Raw genomic sequence first — 21,842 nt, 5'->3', positions numbered from 1 at the left:
AAGAAAAGCAGGCTGTTCAGCCTGCTTGTTCAAAGATTAGTATTTATAAGCGTCAGATTTGAATGGACCTTCAACAGCAACCCCAAGGTAGTCCGCTTGTTCTTGAGTTAATTGAGTCAGAACACCACCGAAACCTGCAACCATTGCTGCAGCAACTTCTTCATCTAATTTCTTAGGAAGAAGTTCAACACGAATCGCTGCTTGTTTTTGATCTTCAGGAAGATCAGCAAATTTCTCTGCGAACAAGTGCATTTGACCTAAAACTTGGTTCGCAAAAGAACCGTCCATCACGCGTGATGGGTGACCAGTTGCATTGCCAAGATTTACTAAGCGACCTTCAGAAAGAAGAATGAGGTAATCATTTTCATTTTCTGAACGATATACTTGGTGAACTTGTGGTTTAACTTCAACCCATTTATAACCACGTAAGTAGTTGGTATCGATTTCAGTGTCAAAGTGACCGATATTACAAACTACTGCACCTGCTTTTAATGTATCAAGCATTGCAGCGTCACAAACGTGGTAGTTACCAGTCGTTGTTACGATTAAGTCAGTATTTTGAAGAAGGTCAGCGTTAACGTCTTCTTTTTTACCTGTTTGTACGCCATTTTTGTATGGAGAAACTACTTCGTAACCGTCCATGCAGGCTTGCATTGCACAGATTGGATCGATTTCAGAAACACGTACGATCATGCCTTCTTGACGAAGTGATTGTGCAGAGCCTTTACCTACGTCACCGTAACCAATTACAAGCGCACGACGACCAGATAACAGCATGTCAGTTGCACGTTTGATCGCATCGTTTAGAGAGTGACGGCAACCGTATTTGTTGTCATTTTTAGATTTAGTTACTGAGTCATTTACGTTGATCGCAGGTACTTTCAATGAACCGTCTTTCCACATTTCGAGAAGACGTTGAACACCTGTTGTTGTTTCTTCAGTAATACCATGGATTTTTGCGAGTACTTCTGGGTATTTTTCATGAACAAGCGCAGTTAAGTCACCGCCGTCGTCCAAAATCATGTTGGCATCCCAAGGCGTACCATTTACATTAATTTGTTGTTCAAGACACCACATGTATTCTTCTTCAGTTTCGCCTTTCCAAGCAAATACAGGAACACCTGAAGCTGCAATAGCTGCCGCAGCGTGGTCTTGAGTAGAGAAAATGTTGCAAGATGTCCAACGAACTTCAGCACCAAGCTCTACCAAAGTTTCGATAAGAACAGCTGTTTGGATTGTCATGTGGATACAACCCAAAATTTTAGCACCAGCAAGTGGTTTAGCCGCAGAGTAACGCTTACGCAGACCCATAAGGGCTGGCATTTCAGCTTCTGCAAGTTTGATTTCTTTACGGCCGTAGTCAGCAAGTGAAATATCGGCAACTTTATAATCTGTAAATGAAGCATTAACCGCGTTCATCACGATCTCCTTATAAAAAACAAAAATTGATCATTATGTTCGCGGATGCCGTTGTTGGTCCATCTGAGCAGATTGACCGATCGTCGAGCCTGGCGCTTTTACATTTTTTACTTGTAAAACGTCGCAGCATCCCTCGACTAGGGCAGTATTGTACTTCTAAACTTGCGAATTTCCAATGTTAAGTTGGTTATTGGTGATTCAAAGTATTTCAATTAAATCGCGTCAACTTCAGATTCCGATGATATTAGAGATTTTATTTTCTGTGCTTTTTCAAAGTGGTCAAGTTTATGTTTCATGATCCACCAATGAGCTACTTCCATGAGTGCATCGGGGTCATTATTTTTATTTGAAAAGAAAGCATAAAATGACAAACCTACAGATTCTCCCTTCCGATCGATTTTTTCATCACAAATTCGAATAATTTTGTCTTTGATTGATTTATTCATTTTGGCAACGTATTAGAAATTTAATTTAAAATTTTTATCATTCAATCTATCAAGCTTTCATTAGTGTAATGTTGAGAAAATGTAGGATTGAATAATTTGGGCTATAAATAAACCGATTCCGAAGTTTAAGTGTGCCACTAAGCTATTTTTTATGCTGATCCATTGATTGGGCGTTTTACTCGCAAAGAAACCAAATCCAAGAATAGGTTGCATCACCAAAAATGGGATAATAGCAGTTGAAAGTCCAAATAAAATAGAAGATATAAAAGCTTCCAAAGTAGTATGTGAATTATCGATATAAGTATAAATTAAAGCGAAAAAAATACCGGTTATATAATGAAATACCCAACCCGTAATGTATTCAAATTTGTGTACAGGGGCTTCGGTAATATTTCTGTATACGTATTTTTTATTTTTAACTAAAAAGAAAAACCTACCCAAATAAGCATAGTTAAATGAGGGGATTTTAAAAATCATCGCTCTTACCCAACCTAAAAAATTCATAATTAAAGTAGCGCTTAGGCCTAAGGCTAAAATGTAAATTAAAATATTCATGAAAGGATGACTCTCTAATTTAAGTCATGTTAGTGTGCAACTTAAAGCTAACTTGAAGTCAAGGTGCATTAATGGAAATAGATATAGGTGATCTAGTTGATCGGACAAATACTTCAACTGCCACGATTAGGTTTTATGAATCAAAAGGACTTATTCGATCTATTGGAAGGAAAGGGCTTAGAAGACAGTATTCATCCCGAGCAATACAGAATATCTCATTAATCAAGATCTTCCAGAATGGTGGTATGACGCTGAGCCAAATTAAAAATATGGCAATTGATCATGAAAAAATTAAAATTAAACGAGATCAAGTTAGGGAAGCAAAAAACGAAATCAAAGATAAAATTGAGACTTTAAATAACTTACTCTTAATTTTAACACACGTTGAAAAATGTCCATACGATGACCATTTACAATGTCCAGACTTTTTGAAACTTTTAGATGAGTGAGCTTGAATTTTGTATTTAATTTCTTAAATTTTGAAGAAGATTATTTGTTATAATTGATAGCTCAATAAATAATATATATTTTTGATGGAAATTCCCGAAGAACTAGCTAACCTCGAAGCTAATGCTGGCATTTACGCCGTATGGATGCTCTTTCAACATCTTGGGTTAGACCCAGATATTGAACAACTAAAAGAAGTCTGTGGTTATGTAGAGGGTGATGGAACGACCACGATCGGTCTAGCTGTGGGACTTAAAAAATTTGGCTTAGATGTGGAATTTACCACAGATGAAGACAATGCACTTCAAGAGCAAGAAAAGCGAAGTTATTTAGAAGCTGAAAAACTTGCGCTAAAAATATCCCCCGCAATCAGCTATCAAGATATTCAAATCGCATTTGATGCCAATAAGTTTGTGATCGTGTATTACGATACTTTAGAAGGCATTGGTAATCATTCATTGGTATATGACATCAATGAAGAAGAAATCTGCTTTTTTGATAGCTTTGAAGCAATGCCGAAAAAAGTATTTGAACAGCAAAGGGCAGTAGATGGGATTTGTAGACAAGCCATCATCGCTGAAGTTAATTAATATCTAAAAGTATGTCACTATCTTAAAGTATGTTGCTATGTTAAGGTATGTTATAGTTAAAAAGATCTAAAGTAGCTCAATAAAAAGCCTTCAATCATGAAGGCTTTTTGATGCAAAGAAAACGTGATTTCTCTTAAGTGCTTGATTGAGCCTTTTCCTGCCAATAATCAGCTTTTTCCTCGTTTATATCCACACCTAAACCATGTGCAAAGATGGCAGATAAATCACGCATTGCTTGAGTATCACCAAGTTCAGCGGCTTGAGTCACCAATTCAACAGATTTTTGTACATCTTTTTCGACCACATTACCACGACGGTAATAACCTGCGAGCTCTAAAATCGCAGCAGCATGTTGATGTTTACTTGCTTGCGTGAGCCAGTTAAAACCGTACTCAAAGTTTAGTTTTGCATCTTCAGGATCTTCTTCTAAAACTTCTTTTGCATAATGGGTATAACCTTCCCCTAACCAGTACATCGCTTCGACATGACCCAATTGACCAGCACGTAAAGCCCATTCTTCTGCAAGCGCAATGTCTTCATCGTGTTCACTCGTCATATAAAGTTCAGCAAGTTCAAATTGAGCAGCGGCATTACCTGCATGAGCACGATTTTCGAGAGCAATCGGGACGGTAACACGTTTCGTCATAGTGGGATTCCATGGCTTCAAAGCGAAGCAAAAAATATTAAAGTTGTTACCTTATTATACTGTAAAACTGATTCAAAGCTTGAGTAGTACGGTTTGAGCAGATTTACTGAGATATTTTGTAGATGAATTACAAATCCAAGCATAGGTAAAAACTATAGATGTGCGACGTAAATTAAGGTTTTTTGATGGAATTGAAGTAAACGTGACAGTTTTTTAAATTTCATAAGACCTTAGCATAACTTTTTCCTATGCTGAAAATCCTCTCTAATGCGAATATTAGAGGAGATTGACCATGTCACAGACCAACACTTATTCAGCAGATGTGATCGTACTTGGTGCAGGCCCAGTCGGTTTAACGATGGCGAACGGCCTTGGCCTTGCGGGCTTAAAAGTAAAAGTGATTGAACAGCTCGATCAATTGATTGATTATCCTCGTGCAATTGGTATTGATGATGAATCTCTAAGAACAATGCAATCGATTGGCTTGATCAACAAAGTATTGCCGCATACCACTCCCGATCATGCGATGCGTTTTCTTACGCCTTCAGGCCGTTGTTTTGCAGATATTCAACCTAAAACACGTGAGTTTGGTTTCCCTCGTCGTAACGCATTCGTACAACCTTATGTTGATGCAGAATTATTGGAAGGTTTAGAACGTTTTGATGATGTGGAAGTACTTTTTTCTCGTCAACTTCAAAGTTTTAAGCAGACTGCAGATCAAGTTGAAGTTCAAATCCAAAATAAAGATAAAACAATTGAATATATAACTGCAAAGTATCTTGTGGCATGTGATGGAGGTAATAGCTACGTTCGCCGTATGTTGAATATTCCTTTTGAGGGTAAAACTGCACCTAACCAATGGATTGTTGTCGATATTGCAAACGATCCATTGGCGATACCACATATTTACTTATGTTGTGATCCAGTACGTCCATATGTGTCAGCGGCTTTACCACATGGTATCCGTCGTTTTGAATTTATGGTGATGCCAGGGGAGACGCAAGAGCAACTGAGTCAACCTGAAAACATGGCTAAACTTTTATCCAAAGTATTACCAAACACTGAAAATATCGATGTGATCCGAAATCGTGTTTATACCCATAATGCACGTATAGCCAGTAGATTTAAAGAAGGGCGTATCTTACTTGCGGGAGATGCAGCGCACATTATGCCAGTATGGCAGGGACAGGGTTATAACAGTGGAATGCGTGATGCGTTCAATTTATCTTGGAAACTGGCTATGGTCGTACAAGGTAAAGTAGATGCTAAAGTTCTAGATTCTTATCAAGAAGAGCGTCATGATCATGCCAAAGCGATGATTGATTTATCTGTTACAGCAGGCCATGTGCTAGCTCCGCCTAAAAAATGGCAAGGTACTGCGCGTGATGCTATTTCATATGTTCTAAATTACATTAAACCAGTTAAACAATATTTGTTGGAAATGCGCTTTAAGCCAATGCCACAATATAAATCTGGTATTTTGGTTGGACAGGTCAATAAGACATCACCAATCGGTAAAATGTTTATTCAACCTAAAATGCAAGATAGCACAGGTCATGTGAAATTACTGGATGATTTTATTGGTCAAGGCTTTGCTATTATTGCTTGGGGAGTAGATCCGACTTGGGGACTCACACCAACAAGTATTCAAAAATGGAAAGCCTTGGGTGTGAAATTTATTAAAGTCGTTCCACCTGAACAATTGAAAACTGATGCTCATGATGATGAAATATTGACACTTGGGGATACAGAGCATGCGATTCGTGCGTGGTTTGGTCGCACTCAATACTCGATGGCATTTTTAAGACCAGATAAATTTGTGGCGGGCTTAAGTATTCCTCAGACGAGCGAAGAGCTCAGTCAAAAGCTGTTTGATAAACTTGGCGTTTAATCAAAAAGTTTAAGACTAATCTAAAAGAAAACCTGCAAATTTGCAGGTTTTTTATTTTTAAAATAGCGTTCAAATTTTTAAAAAATATGACAATGAAAGTGTTGGCTTAGAATATTTTTGACAGTTTGCAAATGCTTACTTTGATCTTGTTTTCTGAAACTCAAATATAAGCTGATATTCGGTAAATCGATTTCAGTTGATTTAATTAAGACATTTTCACTGAGCAAGCTTTCAACATATTTTGGAACAATGGTCCAACCGACTTGCATCGCTACAAGATTAATATTCATTAAAATGTTACTCGAGTATTGAGCAACTTGAATAGATGTATTTAGAGCTTCAAAAATGTTTTGAATTTTTTGGAATAAGATCGGTGAGGCAGTTTCCTCGCTCATGATAAATTTTTGGGCAATTAAATCCTGTTTTGAAATACAGTCTAAATGCGCATGGGCTGAATGACGAGGAATCAGCAAGATCAGAGGCTCACTAAACAATTCAATAGAGGCAATATGCTCATCATCGATACATTGGCGAGTGAATGCGACATCAATTTTTTGATCACGAAGTGCTTGGATTTGATGTACACAGCTCAAACTATGAAATTGAATATCTAAATCAGGCTGTTGTGCACGAATAATAGGCATGACATAGGGAAAAATTTTCATTTCTGCCACAGGTAAAAAGCCAATATTTAATTTATTTTTCTTGGTATTCGCCATGATTTGAATCTTGTGTTTGGCGTCTTGAGCAAGTTTCAAAATATGTCGAGCATCTTTTAAAAAAGTTTCTCCTTCCTCTGTGAGCGATAAGCTTCTGCTTTTACGAATCAGCAGGGATGTACCTAATTCCGCTTCAAGATCTTTAATTTGCTGACTTAAAGAGGGCTGCGCTATAAAGAGTTTTTCTGCAGCACGCGTAAAATTAAGTTCTTCGGCAACTGAGACGAAATATTTCAAATGTCGAAGTTCCATGCGTACCGATCCTTAATCGCCATAATAAATGAGGTTGATTATACGTTTGAATTGCTAGAACTACAGCGTGATTCACGTTTAAAGCTAATTTAAGAAGAAAAAAACCGACCCATATTGAAATGAAATATTGGTCGGTTTTTTTATCAAGTAGAGTATTTAAATGATGAGGAAGATCAAGCTGATGAATCCAATAAAGGATACGCCCAAAATGATTTTTTTCATTTGTGACTCAAAATAGGTCAGACAAAGTGCAACAAAAAGCGCAGCGAATGTCAGTACACCAATCCAATAACTCATCATATTACTGACTTGTCCTTTGCTCATGCAGAGGATAAGCCCTAACGACAGGAATCCCCATCCAACCATTGAGGCTATTTTCTGGTGTTTAGCACTCAATGTTTGACCAAAAATTTGTTTTTGATGCTTTTGCATTGCACTGGCTAAACCTATAAAACCTAAAGTACAAACTGCCCAAATGAGGAGAAAAAAGCTCATGGTGATTACCCCTCTACCTTAGGTAAAACTTGACTCATTTTTAATGGAGTTCCTTGATGATTTTGAACTTTGTAAAGAGCAAAATAAAAAACCACTGCTAAAACTAGCATCGCCAGATCGAACGAAGCGATAACCCATTGACCGTGAGCTATAGAACGCCATAAAGGTTGACCACCTGTGATAAAGTTTACAAGCGGAAGTAAAGCGAAAAGCAGGGTAGCGAGACCCAGTAATTCAAGCCAAGCTTGGCGATGGGTGCGAAAAACAGCATAAACAAGTGTGAAGAGCCACACAATAAAGAATGTACGGATTTCCCAGTTTAAACGCATTTCCATGTTGGCAGGGATAAAACGGTTTGCATAAAAATAAGCTGCACAAGCAATAGGTAAGCCGATAATCGCAGCGATGTTGGTAATCTCGACCGTACGATACCCAAAGGATTTATAACCTTGTTTCGCTTGTTGAGGTGCACGTTTGACGCACCATAAAATTAATCCTGTTGCGACCATTAGCGTGCCAACGATACCAGAAAAAAAGAGTATCCAACGTAAGGCTAAATCAACTCCTCGTGCTTCATGTAGAACAGTGGCAACATTGTAAATGCCATTGGGAATAGAAGGATTTTTGAGTTGAGTGGAATCATCTGTAATGTTTTGACCTGTCACACCATTGAAGTCTAAAGTTTCATATACGCCACGATGAGCGATACTTGCGCCGTGTAAAGCACGTAACTCAATGGTCGCCTTCGATGTATTTGGTGCTTTAATTGTGATCGAACCAATCGGATTGTTTTTCCACTTCGCTTCAGCTTGAGTGAGGATCGGAGCAATATCTGTAAGTGGTGCAGGTTCAGCTTTTCGATCTTGGTTGCGCGTACGTCGACTTTCACCTCGATTCTTTCTCTCACCATCCATTTTGTTAGTATGTTCATTTGATGCTGACTGCGTACCACGAGCCTCAATTTCTGTACGCGCATTCATCATCGAGCGCTGATTTCCTTGCGGTTGATCAGTACGAGTCTGCCCTTGTGGTTCTGCTGGATTTTGAATTAAGGATTTTCGTTGGTCTTGTAGAAAGGCGCCACGATTGTCATAAATTTGCTGTACCCCCCACGGCATGATGGTAAACAATAATAAAAGTAAACCACTAAAAGTGATCATGATATGAAAGGGAAGTGCGAATACAGCTGTTGCATTATGTGCGTCTAACCAAGAACGCTGTCCTTTACCTGTTCTAAAGGTAAAGAAATCTTTAAAGATTTTCTTATGGGTGATGATGCCACTAATAATTGCAACAAGCATAAACATAGTTGCTATGCCCACAATCCAACGTGACCATATACGTGGCATTCCGTATAATTCAAAATGGAAACGATACAGAAAGCTACCACCACGGGTTTCACGGGCTTCTAATACTTTACCTGTGGCACTGTCAATCGTCACACGTTCACCACCGCGACGAGCATTGGGATCTTCTCCGACACTCCGGATATTCAGTGTGGTGTAATTTTGACGAGCATTGGGTAATTGAATTCCCCAGCTCCCTGCATCAGCATGATTATTCTGCAAATATTGCAGAGCCACTTGCGTCTGCTCAAGTTGAGATCGGCTTGGAATCGATTGGTGATACTCGGGTTTCATCCATGTGCTGATTTCTGCTTGGAAAAAACTCAAAGTACCGGTTACAAAGATGGCATACAGCAACCATCCTAGTATCAAACTAGCCCAAGTATGTAACCATGACATAGACTGGCGTGGGCCTTCAGCTTTGGCATCACTTCTCATGAATTAGTTCCCCATGATTTTATAGATGAGAAATAAAGCAAGGCTAGGTAAGACGATGCCCAATGTAGCTTTTCTGGTTTTGTGAACCATAAAAACCCAAATAAACGCTGCACACTGTAAACAGAAAGCAATGAGCGTTGCTGACATCGCTGCGCTAGATTGATATGTGCTAAATGTTTGTGCAATCACGATAGCAGAGAGGGATGCAAGCAAATAACCTCCAATACCCGCCAATAAAAAACGATAGAGCACCATCAGGCGATAACTGATAGAAACTGATTTAGTAGTCCTACGAGTTTTTTTTACTTGATTCCCAAGTGTTAACTCGCCTGGTAGTTCGAATTCTGTACTGTTCATAAAAGTAAGAAAGTGTGAGTGTATGTAATTATTGTAAATGATAACAATTATTGTTTATCTTTAGAATTATAAATTTAGCATTTTAGAAATAAATTTTTAATTGAATTAGCTTGGGCATGTTAATTGCAGCGTTGTAGTTATTTTTTATCGATAGGTAAAATTTATGACGTATCAAGTTTTTTACTGCAAAGCTAATCCTAATGCTCAATTTGTGTTGTTATCTTCAGGGTTAGGAGGGCATGGACATTTTTGGCATCCTCAATTAGATATATTGACTCGATTTTTTCATGTCATTACATATGATCAACAAGGATGTCATGCAGATGCTGCATTACTAGCACCAACTTATTCAATGACCGATATGGCAATACAAGTGATACAGATTTTAGAGGATCTAAAGATCGATGAATTCCATTTTATCGGTCATGCTTTAGGTGGGCATATTGGAGCGGAGTTAGCCGTTTTAATTCAAAATACAAAATTGGAAATGTTGAGTTTGACCAGTATTAATGCGTGGGACTCACTAGATCCACATACGCTCAAATGTTTTGAAGCTCGAGAATCGTTATTACAAAATGCTGGTGCAGAGGCATATGTTAGAGCTCAAGCATTATTTCTTTATCCACCTGTATGGATCTCTGTTAATATCGATCAAATACAACAAGCAGAAAATAATCAACTCCGAAACTTTCCACCAAAAGAGAATGTATTGAGACGTCTGAAGGCTTTAAAGGAATTTAAAATAACGAATGAACATATCACCGCACTTCAACGAACTCCAATTCACTTGATTGCAAATCGTGATGATTTCTTGGTTCCAGTACATAAGACTCTTGATCTTCAGAAAAATTTTGTACATGCACAATGCTCAATTTTTGATGTAGGTGCACATGCTTCTACTGTGACTGAGCCAGATATCACTAATCAGGCAATTATTCAATTTCTTCGATCACTCTAGCATTTGAAACTTTTCAATTGCATATAAAAAACCACGATTGAGATCGTGGTTTTTTTAATTATTTTACCAAATGGTATTTTTTGGAACATCTTGTGCACTTTTATATGACGTTATTTAGGAGTAATGGGTATTGGGATTATGTGATTAATTTATCATAAGGTAAAATATAAAATTATTAAGTTGTTGTAATATATAATAAAATAATAATTGGCACATCATTTGCTAAATATCTAATACAAGCTCTAAGGCTTAATCCTACTAAATAAAATTTAACTGATCGTTAAATTAGGAGTGTTAGATATGAAAATTGGTGTCTTTTGTCCGATCGGAAATAATGGCTGGTTACTCTCAGAAAATGCTCCTCAATACAAACCAAGTTTTGAGTTAAATAAAAAAATTGTCCAACGCGCAGAGCATTACGGTTTTGACTTTGCATTGTCTATGATCAAGCTGCGTGGTTTCGGGGGTAAAACTGAGTTTTGGGATCACAACTTAGAAACTTTTACGCTTATGGCGGGTCTTGCTGCAGTCACCAGCAAAATAAAAATTTTTGCAACAGCTGCGACGCTAGTGATGCCGCCTGCCATAGTTGCACGCATGGCATCTACGATTGATTCAATTTCGAATGGTCGTTTCGGCCTAAATGTCGTCACAGGTTGGCAAGCGCCAGAATATACCCAAATGGGCATGTGGCCCGGTGATGAATATTTCGGAAAGCGTTACGAATACTTATCTGAATACGTACAAATTCTGCGTGAATTATGGGCAACAGGTAAATCTGATTTTAAAGGTGACCATTTCCAAATGGATGATTGCCGAGTTAGCCCACGCCCGCAAGCAGAGATGAAAATTATCTGCGCTGGTCAATCGGATACAGGTTTGGAACTTTCTGCTAAACACGCTGATTACAATTTTGTTTTTGGTAAAGGGCTTAATACACCAACAGCATATGCAGAAATCAACGATCGTTTAAAAGCAAAAACAGATATTACGGGTCGTGATGTTCAAACCTACGTTTTGTTCATGATTATCGCTGCTGAAACAGACGAAGAAGCGATGGCGAAGTGGCAACATTACAACGATGGCGCTGATATTGAAGCGATCAACTGGTTAATGAATCAAGGCGGAAAAGATACTAAATCTGGTGCAGATACTAATATTCGTCAAATGGCTTCATCAGTATCACCAGTCAACATCAATATGGGAACGTTGGTGGGTTCTTACGAAACTATCGCAAAAATGCTAGATGAGATTAGTGAGGTGAAAGGAACTGAAGGCATTTTACTGACATTTGATGATTTTGTTGAAGGTGTTGAAAGTTTTGGACAACGGATTCAGCCGCTTATGAAATGTCGTGAACATGTTGTGGTTGAAGGAATGAGTTCAGAAACTGTGTTGGAGAAAATCGCATGAGTCATTTAGAAAATACCGTTGAAGCTGGATTTACTGTACAAGCGGGTACGGGTGTAAAACTCAAAGCCGAACCGGAAAATATTGTGCTTGCACCAGAGCAAACAGCACTAATCGTGATTGATATGCAAAATGCGTATACGTCAAAAGGTGGTTATTTAGATCTTGCTGGGTTTGATGTGTCGACGACAAAACCTGTGGTTGAAAATATTAAAAAGGCAGTTTCTGTAGCACATGATGCTGGTATTCAAGTGATCTATTTCAAAAACGGTTGGGATAATCAATATCGTGAAGCAGGTGGTATTGATTCACCAAACTTTCATAAATCAAATGCACTGAAGACCATGCGTAAGCGTCCTGAGCTACAAGGAAAATTGTTAGCAAAAGGGGATTGGGATTTTGAGTTGATTGATGAGTTGGTGCCAGCTCCGCAAGATATTGTGATTGAAAAGCCTCGTTATAGTGGATTCTTTAACACAGCGCTAGACAGCATGCTCAGAGTGCGTGGAATTCGTAATTTGGTTTTTGTCGGTATCGCGACCAATGTATGTGTTGAATCGACGCTCAGAGATGGCTTCTTTCTAGAATATTTTGGCGTGGCTTTAGACGATGCCTGTCATCAAGCAGGGCCAAAAGAAGCCCATGTCGCAAGTATGTACAACATAAAAACCTTCTTTGGATGGGTGTCGGATACAGAAAGTTTTGTCAGTAGTTTTGCAGATCAACCAACACTCGCTGAAAGCGCATAGATATTTATAAATTCTAAAATTAGGAAATAAGTCATGTCAAAAGAAGTCATTATTCCAGTGGGTTCAGGTAAGCCACTCGCACCGTATTCGCCAGCAACTAAAGCAGACAACATTGTCTATGTTTCAGGCACTTTGCCTTTTGATGAAAACAACAATGTAGTTCATGTTGGAGACGTAGCAGCACAGACACGCCATGTCCTTGAAACAATAAAGAAGGTCATCGAAACTGCTGGCGGAACAATGTCGGACATTACTTTCAACCATATTTTTCTGACAGATTGGGCAAACTACGCTGCAATGAATGAAGTATATGCCGAATATTTTCCGAATGCAGAACCAGCTCGTTACTGTGTTCAAACAGGATTAGTCAAACCTGATGCACTCATCGAAATTGCTTCAATTGCTCATGTTTAATTTGAAAGCTTTCATCACCCTATTATGAGTCCCTCACTGACTGCTTAGGCGATGAGGGATGGAGAACACTATGAATGCAAATGTGCAATCAATCAATTTACCCGAGGCAGTGAGTGCCACACTCAACATTGACCAACAGGTTTTTAGACAAGGAATGTCGAATTTAGGTGCAGCTGTCAATGTCATTACTACAGCTGGTCTAGCAGGAAAAGCTGGCTTCACAGCTTCAGCTGTATGTAGTGTGACAGATACGCCACCAACATTGCTGGTATGTCTAAATCGATCAGCATCTGTATTTGAAACATTTAAAAGTAATCAGGTTTTGTGTGTCAATACTTTAAGCAGTAGTCAAAAGCATTTATCGAATGTGTTTGGGGGTAAAACTCCAATGGCAGAACGTTTCGAAAAGGGGGACTGGTCAACATTAGTCACAGGTGCACCTATTTTAGAAGGTGCGCTAGTGAGTTTTGATTGTGAAGTCGTACAAAGTTTATCGGTAGGCAGTCATGAAGTTTTGTTCTGCCATGTAAAGGGGATGAAACAGCAAGCGGGTGAAAAAGCCCTCATGTATTTTAACCGCGTATATTGCGAGCCAGTTCCAATGGTCTAAAACAGCATGCTTGATCAGGAGAAGGTCGATGAGCACAAAAGAAACATGGTTTCCAAAATTTAAACCTTTCCAAGGAAATCTAGACACGACCGCAGTTCAAGTAGATGAGTACTTGCCGCCAGGTAAAAGTATGGTATTGGGGCTGCAGCATGCATTTGCAATGTTTGGAGCAACAGTACTTGCCCCATTACTGATGGGTTTCGATCCGAATCTTACAATGTTTATTACGGGTATTGGGACAATATTATTTTTCCTAATGACTGGGGGGCGTATGCCGAGCTATTTAGGTTCGAGCTTCGCTTTCATTGGAGCAGTCATTGCAGTCACTGGTTATACCGGTGTTGGCTTAAATCCAAACTTAGGCTTAGCACTTGGCGGTACCATTGCATGCGGTATTTTGTACGCCTTGATCGGTTTGATCGTGATGAAAACTGGCACAGCATGGATTGAAAAGTTGATGCCACCAATTGTGACTGGAGCAATTGTGATGATCATTGGTTTGCATTTAGCGCCAGTGGCGATCAAAAGTGTCTCTGCTAATCAGTTTGATTCATGGATGGCTCTAATCACGATTATTTGTATTAGTGTAATCGCCGTATTTACTAAGGGCATGATCCGTAGATTGTTATTGCTCATTGGCTTAGTGGCTTCTTACTTTATTTATTTTTTACTCACCAATGTTTTGGGTTTTGGTACAGCGATCGATTTTACTGAAGTCAGTGAGGCAGCTTGATTCGGTTTACCTACTTTTCATGCGCCAGTGTTTGAATTTAATGCCATGCTGCTTATTGCTCCCATAGCGATCATCTTAGTTGCAGAGAATCTAGGACATTTTAAAGCGGTATCTGCAATGACTGGACGTAATCTATCACCATATATGGGAAGAGGTTTCTTTGCAGATGGTGTATGTACGACCTTGTCTGCATCAATCGGTGGAACAGGAATGACAACATATGCTGAGAACATTGGTGTTATGGCGGTAACCAAAATTTACGCAACCACCATATTTTTATTTGCTGGCGTATTTGCAATTTTGCTAGGTCTATCACCAAAATTTGGCGCGGTTATTAGTACGATTCCTGTCGCATTATTAGGGGGAGCTTCGATTGTTGTTTTTGGTCTGATTACAGTGGCCGGTGCTAAAATTTGGGTGGACAACCGCGTAGATTTTACCAAAAACAGTACTCTGTTGATTGCTGCTGTCACCTTAATTATGGGGACAGGCAATTATAGTTTACAAATTGGCCATTTTGATTTGGGTGGAATAGGGACTGCAACATTAGCGGCTATTTTATTGAATCTTTTCTTAAATCGAGAAGATAAGAATGCGCAAACAGTAGAGCTCGAAAACGAACCGCATTCAGCAGAAGCAACGGCACTCCCTAACACTCAAATTTAAGGTGAAATTAAAAATGAAAATTGCATTTATCGGTTTAGGTGCTATGGGATGGCACATGGCGAGCCATTTACCAAAACTAGGATTTGAAGTTTTAGTTTGGAACCGTAATTTTGAAAAAGCAGAAGCACATGCACAAACATTTGGTACTAAAGCGACTTCTGTCGATCAAGCAGTGAAAGCAGATTTTATTTTCAGTTGCTTACCCACCAGTGCAGATGTCGAACAGCTTATTGCTCAAAATCCTCCGGTCAAGGGGAGCGTATGGATCGACTGTACCAGTGGTGTACCTGTAAGTGCTTTAAAACTTGCAAATCAGTTGAAATTTAATGGTGTTGAATATTTAGATGCCCCCGTTTCTGGGCAAACTATAGGCGCTGAAAAAGGGACATTGACGGTAATGGTTGGGGGGGATGTCGATGCTTATAAGCGTGCAAAACCGATTATTCAGGCATTTGCAGGATTAATTGAATATGTCGGGGAGAGTGGTTCTGGATTTGCTGTTAAAGCAGTGAATAACACGTTGATGGCAACCCATCTATGGGCACTCGCAGAAGGATTGACGGTATTAAAGTCAAAAGGAGTAGATTTGAATAGTGCATTGAATTGTATTAATCATTCTAGTGGTAAAAGTTCAATGTCTGAAAATATTATGGCGCAACGTGTTCTGAGTCGTGCGTTTCCAAAAACCTTTGCCTTAGCTCTTTTACAAAAGGATATAGGAATTGCGACTGATCTAATTCAAGAGCAAGCGTTGAATTTGCCAGCGATGCAACTTATACAAAATCAGTATATGCAAATTGAAAAAGTGAAAGCTCAAGATTCTGATTTTTCAGCTGTGGTTCAGGTGCTTGAACATCAATCTAAAATTGAATTAAGTTAAATCTAGCGTCCAAATACCTTAAATACCGCTTAATGTAGATTAAGCGGTTCATCTATGAATGCTCAATGAGATTAGCTTTGTTGATATTCATTAATGACTTCTAACGCGGCTCTAAATGCTTCTTGTGTAGCTGGAGCACCACAGTACGGCAAGCTGTGCAAAAGAACCTCTTGGATTTCCTCAACAGTTGCGCCGTTATTTAAAGCACCACGTACATGACCTTTAAGTTCTGTTGGGCTTTTTTGGGCTGTTAAAAATGCAATCGTGATTAACGAACGATACTTGCGTGGTAAAACGCCTTCACGTTGCCAAGTTGAACCCCATGCATGCTCATTAATCCAATCTTGAAGTGGTTGAGTAAATGGAACTGTATTGTCTTGTGCACGTTTGACAAAAGTTTCTCCCATCACTTCTGTACGAACTTTTAAACCATTTTCATAATCTTGTTTTGACATTTTTTTCCTCATAAAAAAGCGCATCTTGAGATGCGCTATAGCATAAATATTAAGCTGGGATTTCAATCGCAATCGCAGTTGCTTCTCCACCACCAATGCAAAGTGCGGCAACACCTTTTGTTTTACCTAAGCGTTTTAGTGCATGGATGAGAGTCAAAATAATTCGTGAACCTGATGACCCCAATGGATGTCCGAGTGCACAAGCTCCACCGTGGATATTCACTTTTTCAGGATCTAAATGAAAAGCATCGATCGCTGCCATGGTCACCATCGCAAACGCTTCATTAATTTCCCACAAATCCACGTCTTCAACAGTCCAACCCGCTTTGTTTAATACTTTTTCTATTGCACCAACAGGTGCGATGGTAAATTCTGATGGGTGTTGAGAGTGCGTTGCGTAAGCTTTAATCGTTGCTAAAGTTGAAAGTCCCTTTGCTGTTGCGAGTTCAGCAGAAGTCACTAAAAATGCTGATGCACCATCACTAATTGAACTGGCATTGGCTGCAGTAATTGTACCGTCTTTAGCAAATGCTGGGCGTAGCGTAGGAATTTTATCAATTTTTGCTGTAAATGGATTTTCATCTTGGGCAACGATGACATCGCCTTTACGTGAACTTACTGTAACAGGGGTGATTTCATCTTTGAAATAATTATTTTGAATCGCATTCTGAGCACGAGTTAAGGAGCGAATCGCGAAATCGTCTTGTTGTTCACGTGTGTAGTTTTTCTTATCTGCCATTTCTTGAGCAAGAATACCCATTGAATAGCCAGTTTCAGCATCTTCCAAACCTTCTTGGAACATGTGATCAATCACTTTGCCATGTCCCATACGGTAACCTGCGCGTGCTTTGTCCATGAGATAAGGTGCATTCGACATGGATTCCATTCCGCCAGCGACGATAATATTTACCGAGCCAGCTTTAATGGCATCTGCAGCTTGCATCACGGCTTTCATGCCAGACCCACAGATTTTATTGATCGTTGTTGCACCTACATGATCTGGTACACCTGCAATTCGCATCGCTTGACGAGCAGGACCTTGTTTTAATCCCGCAGGTAAAACACAGCCCATAATCACTTCATCTAATTGGTCTGCAGCAAGCTTAGATTGGTCAAGTACGGCTTTAATGACTTCAGCACCAAGTTGCGGGGCTGTTAAGCTTGAAAGTCCTCCCTGAAAGCTACCCATAGCGGTACGGCTACCTGCAACTAATACGATTTCTTGACTCATAGCGTTGATCCTTGTCCTGTAGTTTATATGATTCAAATGCGTGTCAATTTCATATGTTTAAAATTTAATGACAGCTATTTTATTAGTTGTAATCACATTATCATAAAAAATGAATAAAGATTCATTATTTTGTTTTCATTTAATTTCGCTGATTTTGATGTTGTTTTCTATAACACCATAGTGGAATGAAATATAAAAAGTGGAATGAAAAATAAAAAACGACCCTTTAGGATCGTTTTTTCAGAAGCAATTGAGTGACTAGTATTGTGTAGAATTTGACAGAGCCTGAGCGTGAGGGTTCTCAAGTTCTAAACTCTGGTTAAGTTCAGTATCGAAAACATCAGTCAACATACTGTCAAAACGTTTAGCGTTATACGTAAGCAACTGATCAGCTTCAGCTTGAGTGATGAAATTCTCCTTAAGAGCAGATTCAATATGCTCTTCGAAAGTCAGACCTCTAAATTGGCCTTTAGATTCAGCCTTTTTAAACTTATTCCATAAATCCTCAATTTGAAACAACATTTGGAATGTAGACTCCATGCGTCCATTGACATCATCGGGATCAGTGCTATAGAAGACATGTTTTTTTAATTCATCGCGGAAAGCATTTTCCTGAAGAATTAGTTCACCTAATTTAAGTTTCAAGGCATCCGATGGTTGAGTAATAGGACGACCAAAAGGGAAACAAATAAGTTTGACTAAACTTGCGGCAATTTTTACAGGGAAGTTATCAAACAGACCATAGAACGCTTCTTGAGATGCATATAATGCTTTCTCAAGTGCGAGTTTAGCATGCAGTTGTTCAGCTTCAGTACGTTGACCATTTTCATAAAATTTAAGAATTGCAGTCGCAATAAATAAGTGTGAATGCATATCTGCTAATCGTCCAGACAGCATTTCTTTGCGTTTGATATCACCTGCAAGGAGGCCTAAGCACATATCTGCGACTAAGGCAAAATTAGCACTCAAACGATTAATGGTTTTGTAGTAAGGGCGACTGAAATCATCAGCCTTTACTGAGCCTTCTGTTGATCCGCCTATAAAACCATAAGCAAATGATTTAGCGGTTCGATTAAATGTATACCCCAAATGCTTATAAAGAATGTCATTAAAATCTTTTAATGCTGCATCTTTATTTTCGGCTTGTAAAAGTTGTAATTCTTCAAATAAATAGGGATGACAACGCATCGAACCTTGACCAAAAATCATCAGTGAACGACTCAGAATATTGGCACCCTCAACAGTAATCGAAACAGGGATCGCTTGGTACATGAGCGCCAAGAAGTTACGAGGACCCATTTGAATAGCACGCCCGCCCACAATGTCCATACTATGATTAACAATCTTACGCATGGTCTCTGTTGCGTAGTATTTTGCCATTGCAGTCATGACTGCAGGTTTACCCCCTTGGTTTAGGCCACAAGTGACGAGGTAACGGAATGCTTCAAGCATATAGGTATCGCTAGCGATATCACTTGAAACCTCTTGAACACCTTCGAATTTACCGACTGAAATTTTGAATTGTTGACGGACACGAGCAAAGGCGCCGACATTTAAATAACACATTTCACCAGCAGCTGTTGATAATGCTGGAAGAGAAATACCGCGGCCAACTGCCAGACATTCCATTAGCATACGCCAGCCTTTACCTGCATTTTCTACACCACCAATAATCCAATCCAGCGGAATGAAGACATCTTTACCATCCACGGTACCATTCATAAATGGTGAACCTGGATTATGGCGTGCTCCTACAATCACACCTTCATGATCAGCTGGTAATAGGGCACATGTGATTCCGTATTCAGTTTTGTTTTTATCACCTAGTAAACCTTCAGGGTCATATAATTTGAAAGCTAAACCGACCACCGTAGCAACAGGGGCAAGTGTAATCCAACGTTTGGAAAAATTCATTTTTAGGCCAAGAACTTCTTGTCCTTCAAATTGACCATAACAAACCACACCTGTGTCAGGAATTGCACCTGCATCTGAACCTGCTTCAGGGCTTGTTAAACCAAAACAAGGAATTTCTTCACCTTTTGCTAAACCTGGTAAATAACGATTCTTTTGATCTTCAGTACCGTAGTGTAAGAGTAATTCTCCTGGACCTAAAGAGTTAGGCACCATACAACTGACAGCAGTGGTAAGTGAGCGCGAGGCAATCTTACTCATGATACGGCTTTGCGCAAATGAGCTGAATTGTTTACCGCCGTATTCTTTAGGGATAATTAAACCCAGAAAACCTTTGGATTTAATAAATGACCAGACTTCTTCAGGGAGGTCTTTACGATGATGGTGAATATCCCATTCATCCAGCATCTGGCAGAGCTGTTCGACTTCATGATCGATAAATGATTGTTCTTCTTCAGACAGTGTGGGGTACGGATACTGATCAAATTTCTTCCAGTCTGGTGCCCCCATAAATAATTCTTTTTCCCACCAACTGGTTCCTGCATCTAATGCTTCACGCTCGGTACTACTCATTGTTGGCATTGCATTGGCTAGAGCTTTATAGGCAGGTTGTGTAATAAATTTCATCCTTAACGTATCAATACTGACAATCAATGAAATTAGGATAAAAGGAATACCGAGTATCAGCGACCAAGGGCTGATCAACGCAACTAAAATAGATACGACTGTGAGTGTGATAGCCCCAGAAGTTCTTGAGAATTCGAAATAAAAAATAGCCCAGAGTGTTATAAATAGAATAATTAAACTGAGTATAAAAAACATTATGAACTGCTCCATTTATGATTTGGTCATGGAGCCAATACCCACAGTAAATTTAATCAAAGCACAAACATCAGATCTACAGCGATATTGGATCATGAAATGTGAAACGAAAGCGTTGAGTTCTAAAACGGACGCATATTAATACTTATATTGGATAAGATTGTTTGAAAAATATTCAAAATTCAAGCAGAAGAGAGATAAGAAATGTGTCAATAAGTAATTGAGAATTATAAAAACCACAAACAAAAAAGCCCTCATACGAGGGCTTTAAAGTAAGAAGAATTATGCTTCGATTGTTTGAACAGTAATTTTCTTTGCAGGATCAGCTTTACGACGAACTGCTGGTACTGGTTCGCCATAGTATTGACGATCAGCAAAATAACTTGAACGTACCATTGGTGCAGCCCAAATATTTTTAAAGCCTAATTTTTGCCCATGTGCTGTATAGCGTTCGAACTCTTCAGGTGTGACGAAGCGATCAATTGGTGCATGTTCTTTCGATGGTTGTAAATATTGACCAATTGTTACGTAGTCAACATCGTGTGCTTTGAGGTCATCAAGAAGTGCGAGAACTTCTTCTTCAGTTTCGCCAATACCTACCATCAAGCCACATTTAGTTGGAATATCTGGGCAGTATTCTTTAAACATTTTAAGAAGATTTAAGGAATGTTGATAGTCTGAACCTGGACGCATTGCTTTGTATAAACGTGGTACGGTTTCAATGTTGTGGTTAAACACATCTGGAGGACATTCCGTCATGATGCGTAATGCAACATCCATACGACCACGGAAATCAGGTACTAAAATTTCCAATAATGTATTAGGACTTAAAGCACGCGCTTCTTTAATACAATCAACAAAGTGTTGCGCTCCACCATCGAGTAGATCATCACGGTCTACAGATGTTATGACAGCGTATTTCAAACCTAAGTTTGCAATTGTCTCAGCCATGTGGCGTGGTTCATCTGGGTCTAATGCATTCGGACGACCATGTGCCACATCACAAAATGGGCAACGACGTGTACAAATGTCACCCATAATCATGAAAGTTGCTGTACCACCACCAAAACATTCAGGAAGATTTGGACATGCAGCTTCTTCACACACTGTATGTAATTTTTGTTCACGTAAAGTTGATTTAATGCGTTGAACCTCTTCTGGTGCAGCCATTTTGACGCGAATCCAGTCTGGTTTACGAGGTGCTTCAACCGTAGGAATCACTTTTACAGGAATACGTGCAACTTTCTCAGCGCCACGAAGTTTTTCACCCTGTACTGGTTTACGGTTTTCTGACATATTCAACGATTCCACTAATGTGTGACGGGAGGAAATATTAAAAATAGGTCTCTTATTATAGCGAATTTATGCATAAATTGGGCAAAAACGATATTCATAAAATAAA

General features: G+C 39.1%; 21 protein-coding genes and 1 pseudogene. 10 read left to right on the top strand and 12 right to left on the bottom strand.

Going from position 1 to position 21,842, the window contains the following annotated elements; genetic code table 11:
* Positions 1-36 precede the first annotated feature (36 nt).
* From ahcY to AC1M86_RS01555, 3 genes are all read right to left on the bottom strand, one after another.
* A complete protein-coding gene (ahcY, locus tag AC1M86_RS01565; protein WP_481588499.1) occupies positions 37-1,419 on the bottom strand; it encodes an adenosylhomocysteinase in 1,383 nt (460 codons plus the stop codon).
* Between the two features lie 212 nt (positions 1,420-1,631).
* Positions 1,632-1,865, bottom strand: coding sequence for a DUF6500 family protein (locus AC1M86_RS01560; protein WP_092766004.1), 234 nt, complete (start codon positions 1,863-1,865; stop codon positions 1,632-1,634).
* 60 nt (positions 1,866-1,925) lie between these two features.
* On the bottom strand, positions 1,926-2,420 hold the full coding sequence (locus AC1M86_RS01555; RefSeq protein ID WP_481607080.1) for a DUF2938 family protein: 495 nt from the start codon (positions 2,418-2,420) through the stop codon (positions 1,926-1,928).
* A gap of 71 nt (positions 2,421-2,491) precedes the next feature.
* Between AC1M86_RS01555 and AC1M86_RS01550 the strand changes: the two genes are divergently transcribed.
* Positions 2,492-2,869, top strand: coding sequence for a MerR family transcriptional regulator (locus tag AC1M86_RS01550; RefSeq protein WP_481607079.1), 378 nt, complete (start codon positions 2,492-2,494; stop codon positions 2,867-2,869).
* 84 nt (positions 2,870-2,953) lie between these two features.
* Positions 2,954-3,457 carry a cysteine peptidase family C39 domain-containing protein gene (locus AC1M86_RS01545; RefSeq protein WP_481607078.1) on the top strand — a complete coding sequence of 168 codons (504 nt, stop codon included), beginning with the start codon at positions 2,954-2,956 and terminating at the stop codon, positions 3,455-3,457.
* Between the two features lie 133 nt (positions 3,458-3,590).
* On the opposite strand, the gene AC1M86_RS01540 is transcribed toward AC1M86_RS01545, so the two are convergent.
* Positions 3,591-4,103, bottom strand: a complete 513-nt coding sequence (locus tag AC1M86_RS01540) for a tetratricopeptide repeat protein (protein ID WP_481607077.1) — start codon at positions 4,101-4,103, stop codon at positions 3,591-3,593.
* Between the two features lie 292 nt (positions 4,104-4,395).
* On the opposite strand from AC1M86_RS01540, the gene AC1M86_RS01535 reads away from it, so the two are divergent.
* Entirely contained in the window at positions 4,396-5,994 is a 1,599-nt protein-coding gene (locus AC1M86_RS01535; RefSeq protein ID WP_481607076.1) for a bifunctional 3-(3-hydroxy-phenyl)propionate/3-hydroxycinnamic acid hydroxylase, read from the top strand.
* A gap of 77 nt (positions 5,995-6,071) precedes the next feature.
* Here the strand turns inward: AC1M86_RS01535 and AC1M86_RS01530 are convergent, their stop codons facing one another.
* The 4 genes from AC1M86_RS01530 to AC1M86_RS01515 form a co-directional block, all read right to left on the bottom strand.
* Positions 6,072-6,965 (bottom strand): LysR substrate-binding domain-containing protein, encoded by an 894-nt coding sequence (locus AC1M86_RS01530; protein ID WP_481607075.1) that lies wholly within the window; start codon positions 6,963-6,965, stop codon positions 6,072-6,074.
* 156 nt (positions 6,966-7,121) lie between these two features.
* A complete protein-coding gene (locus tag AC1M86_RS01525) occupies positions 7,122-7,460 on the bottom strand; it encodes a DUF3325 domain-containing protein (RefSeq protein ID WP_481588494.1) in 339 nt (112 codons plus the stop codon).
* A 5-nt stretch (positions 7,461-7,465) separates the two neighbouring features.
* On the bottom strand, positions 7,466-9,244 hold the full coding sequence (locus tag AC1M86_RS01520) for a PepSY-associated TM helix domain-containing protein (protein ID WP_481607074.1): 1,779 nt from the start codon (positions 9,242-9,244) through the stop codon (positions 7,466-7,468).
* Between the two features lie 3 nt (positions 9,245-9,247).
* The gene (locus AC1M86_RS01515) at positions 9,248-9,601 is read right to left on the bottom strand and encodes a hypothetical protein (RefSeq protein WP_481607073.1); all 354 of its coding nucleotides are present in this window, start codon (positions 9,599-9,601) and stop codon (positions 9,248-9,250) included.
* Between the two features lie 163 nt (positions 9,602-9,764).
* Between AC1M86_RS01515 and rutD the strand changes: the two genes are divergently transcribed.
* The 7 genes and pseudogenes from rutD (at position 9,765) to AC1M86_RS01480 (ending at position 16,021) form a co-directional block, all read left to right on the top strand.
* Positions 9,765-10,559, top strand: coding sequence for a pyrimidine utilization protein D (rutD, locus tag AC1M86_RS01510; RefSeq protein ID WP_481607072.1), 795 nt, complete (start codon positions 9,765-9,767; stop codon positions 10,557-10,559).
* A 300-nt stretch (positions 10,560-10,859) separates the two neighbouring features.
* Positions 10,860-11,972, top strand: coding sequence for a pyrimidine utilization protein A (gene rutA, locus AC1M86_RS01505; protein WP_481607071.1), 1,113 nt, complete (start codon positions 10,860-10,862; stop codon positions 11,970-11,972).
* Positions 11,969-12,718, top strand: a complete 750-nt coding sequence (rutB, locus tag AC1M86_RS01500; RefSeq protein WP_481607070.1) for a pyrimidine utilization protein B — start codon at positions 11,969-11,971, stop codon at positions 12,716-12,718. Before rutA ends, rutB begins: the two co-directional genes overlap by 4 nt.
* Positions 12,719-12,751: 33 nt before the next feature.
* Positions 12,752-13,132: a pyrimidine utilization protein C gene (gene rutC, locus AC1M86_RS01495; protein WP_035265663.1), complete on the top strand. Its 381-nt coding sequence runs from the start codon at positions 12,752-12,754 to the stop codon at positions 13,130-13,132.
* 70 nt (positions 13,133-13,202) lie between these two features.
* Positions 13,203-13,742 carry an NADH-dependent FMN reductase RutF gene (gene rutF, locus AC1M86_RS01490; RefSeq protein ID WP_481607069.1) on the top strand — a complete coding sequence of 180 codons (540 nt, stop codon included), beginning with the start codon at positions 13,203-13,205 and terminating at the stop codon, positions 13,740-13,742.
* Between the two features lie 28 nt (positions 13,743-13,770).
* A pseudogene (rutG, locus tag AC1M86_RS01485) lies at positions 13,771-15,141 on the top strand (pyrimidine utilization transport protein G).
* A gap of 13 nt (positions 15,142-15,154) precedes the next feature.
* The gene (locus tag AC1M86_RS01480; RefSeq protein ID WP_481595591.1) at positions 15,155-16,021 is read left to right on the top strand and encodes an NAD(P)-dependent oxidoreductase; all 867 of its coding nucleotides are present in this window, start codon (positions 15,155-15,157) and stop codon (positions 16,019-16,021) included.
* Between the two features lie 71 nt (positions 16,022-16,092).
* Here AC1M86_RS01480 and AC1M86_RS01475 read toward each other — a convergent pair whose 3' ends face one another.
* From AC1M86_RS01475 to lipA, 4 genes are all read right to left on the bottom strand, one after another.
* Complete coding sequence (locus tag AC1M86_RS01475) at positions 16,093-16,476, bottom strand: carboxymuconolactone decarboxylase family protein (protein ID WP_179998434.1); 384 nt, start codon at positions 16,474-16,476, stop codon at positions 16,093-16,095.
* A 49-nt stretch (positions 16,477-16,525) separates the two neighbouring features.
* Complete coding sequence (locus AC1M86_RS01470) at positions 16,526-17,707, bottom strand: thiolase family protein (protein WP_481607068.1); 1,182 nt, start codon at positions 17,705-17,707, stop codon at positions 16,526-16,528.
* A 258-nt stretch (positions 17,708-17,965) separates the two neighbouring features.
* Positions 17,966-20,440, bottom strand: coding sequence for an acyl-CoA dehydrogenase (locus AC1M86_RS01465; protein ID WP_481607067.1), 2,475 nt, complete (start codon positions 20,438-20,440; stop codon positions 17,966-17,968).
* A 282-nt stretch (positions 20,441-20,722) separates the two neighbouring features.
* Positions 20,723-21,736: a lipoyl synthase gene (gene lipA / locus AC1M86_RS01460; RefSeq protein ID WP_035265671.1), complete on the bottom strand. Its 1,014-nt coding sequence runs from the start codon at positions 21,734-21,736 to the stop codon at positions 20,723-20,725.
* Positions 21,737-21,842: the final 106 nt, after the last annotated feature.

The sequence above is a fragment of the Acinetobacter sp. ANC_7654 genome (assembly GCF_056779855.1).
The sequence above is the reverse complement of the archived record's forward strand: the minus strand, read 5'-3'. Positions and strand labels throughout refer to the sequence as shown.